At 41.2% G+C, this 3,158-nt stretch carries 2 protein-coding genes and 1 pseudogene; 2 read left to right on the top strand and 1 reads right to left on the bottom strand.

The annotated features are described in order from the left end of the window. Positions 1-466 (bottom strand): annotated as a pseudogene (locus tag PHF32_08745) (catalase). A 179-nt stretch (positions 467-645) separates the two neighbouring features. Between PHF32_08745 and istA the strand changes: the two are divergent. Together istA and PHF32_08755 are read left to right on the top strand one after the other, a co-directional pair. Next, positions 646-2,214, top strand: coding sequence for an IS21 family transposase (istA, locus tag PHF32_08750; protein MDD4560802.1), 1,569 nt, complete (start codon positions 646-648; stop codon positions 2,212-2,214). Next, positions 2,204-2,947 carry an ATP-binding protein gene (locus PHF32_08755; protein ID MDD4560803.1) on the top strand — a complete coding sequence of 248 codons (744 nt, stop codon included), beginning with the start codon at positions 2,204-2,206 and terminating at the stop codon, positions 2,945-2,947. The genes istA and PHF32_08755 overlap by 11 nt, the downstream gene beginning before the upstream one ends. Positions 2,948-3,158: the final 211 nt, after the last annotated feature.

Consider the following 3,158-nt stretch of genomic DNA (forward strand, 5'->3'; position numbering starts at 1 on the left):
CGCCATAGGAAAACAACCTACCTTGTAAGAAACGATCCGGGCTGAAGCCTATCCCGGGTACTACATGTGCAGGTGTAAAAGCAGCTTGCTCAACTTCGGCAAAGTAGTTTTCAGGATTACGGTTCAATTCCAAGACACCTACTTCTATCAGGGGATACTCTGCGTGGCGCCAAATTTTAGTTATATCAAAGGGATTTTCATAGTGATTCTTCGCCTGTTCCTCGGTCATAATCTGAACATACATGGTCCATTTCGGGAAATCTCCCCGCTCGATAGCCTCATATAAGTCCTTACCGTGGTGCTCACGGTCCATCCCATTAATTTTTGCAGCTTCCTCATTTGACAGATTCTTAATGCCCTGCTGGGTCTTAAAGTGGAACTTGCACCATACTCGTTCATTGTTCTCATTGTAAAAAGAGAAGGTGTGCTCCCCGAAAAAATGCATATTTCTAAAGGATGCAGGAATACTGAATATTTCGCGCATATAGAGCCATCAATTCACAGTTGAGATCCACCGATACGTGCAATGATTACACATCATATATTTAGACCAATCCGCAGAATGATTCCACTGGTCATATAAACTTCTGTAAAATAAGTACGGAGCATAGGCTACCAAATTTTACAGAAGGAGGGCCTTTAAATATGGCCAACAAAATCAAAGTGAAGCTAATTCTTGAGCTTCGAGCAGCACATATGTCCCGGAACAGCATCGCCTCTACCCGGCATATGTCTAAAAACTCTGTCAGTGATGTTTTACACATCGCTGATTCGCTTCATCTTACCTTTGAAGATATTAAAGATAAGGATGAAGAGGAAGTATACCGCATGTTTTATCCGGACAAGCATTCATTGGAAAACATGTACAGAGATCCGCATTATGAATCTATTCACAAGGAACTGAAAAAAGTAGGGGTTACACTAAAACTACTACATCAAGAGTATTGTGACAGTTGTAAAACAAGTGAGGATATCCCCATGGGGTATACCAAGTTTTGTGATGGATACACTGATTTTACGATTGGTAACAAGCTAACAAATCATTTGCTGCATAAGCCCGGCGTTATCACCGAAGTGGATTGGTCTGGACCGACTATGTCATACGTGGATACAAGCACTGGCGAAATTATCACAGCATATCTCTTTGTAGCAACGCTTCCATACAGCCAGTATTCGTATGTAGAACCTTGTTTGGATATGAAACAGGATACCTGGCTCAGATGCCATATCCACACGTACGAATTTTTTAACGGTGTGACGATCAGAACGGTATGCGACAACCTTAAAACAGGTGTCATCACACATCCCAAACAAGGGGATATTGTTCTGAATGATCATTATGAGGCACTGGGATCACACTATATGACTGCTATCATGCCAACTGGCGTCAGAAAACCCAAGCAAAAAGCATCTGTAGAAGGTACCGTGGGCAAAGTAGCAACTGCAATTATTGCGAAACTAAGAAACAAAGAGTTCTATTCATTTCAAGAATTAAAATCAGGTATCGCAGAGAAACTTTTAGAATTTAATAATGAGCCCTTCCAGAAAAGGGAAGGTAGCCGAAGTTCTGTATATCAAGAAGAAAAACACTATCTCCAACAACTCCCAACTATTCCACATGAGATTGCCAAATGGATTTATGGACGCAAAGTAAACCTTGACTGTCACATAGTCTATGCCAAGAATCGCTATTCCTGCCCATACCAACATGTCGGAAAAGAAGCTGATTTAAAGATAACAGATACAACAATTGAAATATATGTTAAAAGGGAACGAGTGGCTACACATAACCGGTTCCCTGATTATGTCAACAACCGCTATTCGACTCATGATGAGGATATGCCTGATCAATTCAACCAACCCGAATGGGATGATGTTAGGATAAAACGGTGGGCTTATTCCATTGGCAACAACGCTGGCGAGGTTATTGAGCGGATTTTTCGTGAAGTGAAAATAAAAGAACAGGGATATAATTCTTCCCTGTCCGTTTTACGACTGAGCAAAACCTATTCAGAGGCCCGTCTGGAAACCGCCTGTGAATTGGCACTGACAAGAGTCAGAGTGCCCCGCTATCATCATCTTAAAGCCATCTTAGCTGCAAATCAAGACCAGATATATCTGGGACAGAAAAAAGCCTCTTCTAAATCACAGGATAACACACAGGGATATGTCCGTGGTGCTGAGTATTATGGAGGCGACGGTAATGATAAATGATGAAACAAAACGTAAACTGCGGGAACTAAACTTAGATGAAGTTATCGCTGCTTTAGAATTACAGCAATCTGATATCAATAGCGTAACGCTTTCCTTTGATGAACGAATGCAGCGATTAGTAGATTATCTTTATCAGGAGAAGTATAACAGTAAAATTCAGCGCCTGATGAAAATGTCAAAGTTCAGGATACCAAAAGCGGAATTCCATGATATTTACTACACCGCGCGTGGCATTGACAAAGGTGTAATCCAAGAACTATCAACTTGCCAGTTCATTGACCGTAACTCAGATATAATATTTCAGGGATTTACGGGTTCAGGAAAAACTTTTCTTGCATGTGCACTCGGAAAACAGGCATGTAAACAGCAAGTAAGAACATTCTACATACGACTCCCTGATTTATTGATGGAGCACGACGAATCTACACTTGTTCCAAAAGGATCAGCAAAGCTACTAAAAAAATACAGCTCCTACAAGCTGTTGATTCTTGATGAATGGCTCCTTGAGGACATATCTAATGAAGAACAGCGTTTTCTTTTTGAGTTGATTGAAAGAAGACATGATTCTGTGTCTACCATCTTTTGTACACAGTATCGGCAAGAAAACTGGCATGCCAGATTGGGAGGTGGTGTTCATGCCGATGCAATCATGGATCGCATCATTCATAATGCGGTGTGGGTGGATACTGGTTCTATGAACATGCGTGAATATTGTGCAAAACATCAATTATAATCGCTAGGGATGGATTCATTCTGTGAATCAGTAGTATCAAGAGAGATTATTACTGGTACGGAGCACAGCTCCGTACTGGATCTCTTGATACGGAATAATCATCTGAGGGAGACAAGCTAAAACCGGGTACATTTTATAGACACGATACAGTCTATATTGTCGGCCAAGAGCTGGAACACACCGGGTTATCTCACAAAAAGCTCCCTGAATA

Source organism: Candidatus Cloacimonadota bacterium, from assembly GCA_028706475.1.
Taxonomy (GTDB): Bacteria; Cloacimonadota; Cloacimonadia; order Cloacimonadales; family Cloacimonadaceae; genus UBA5456.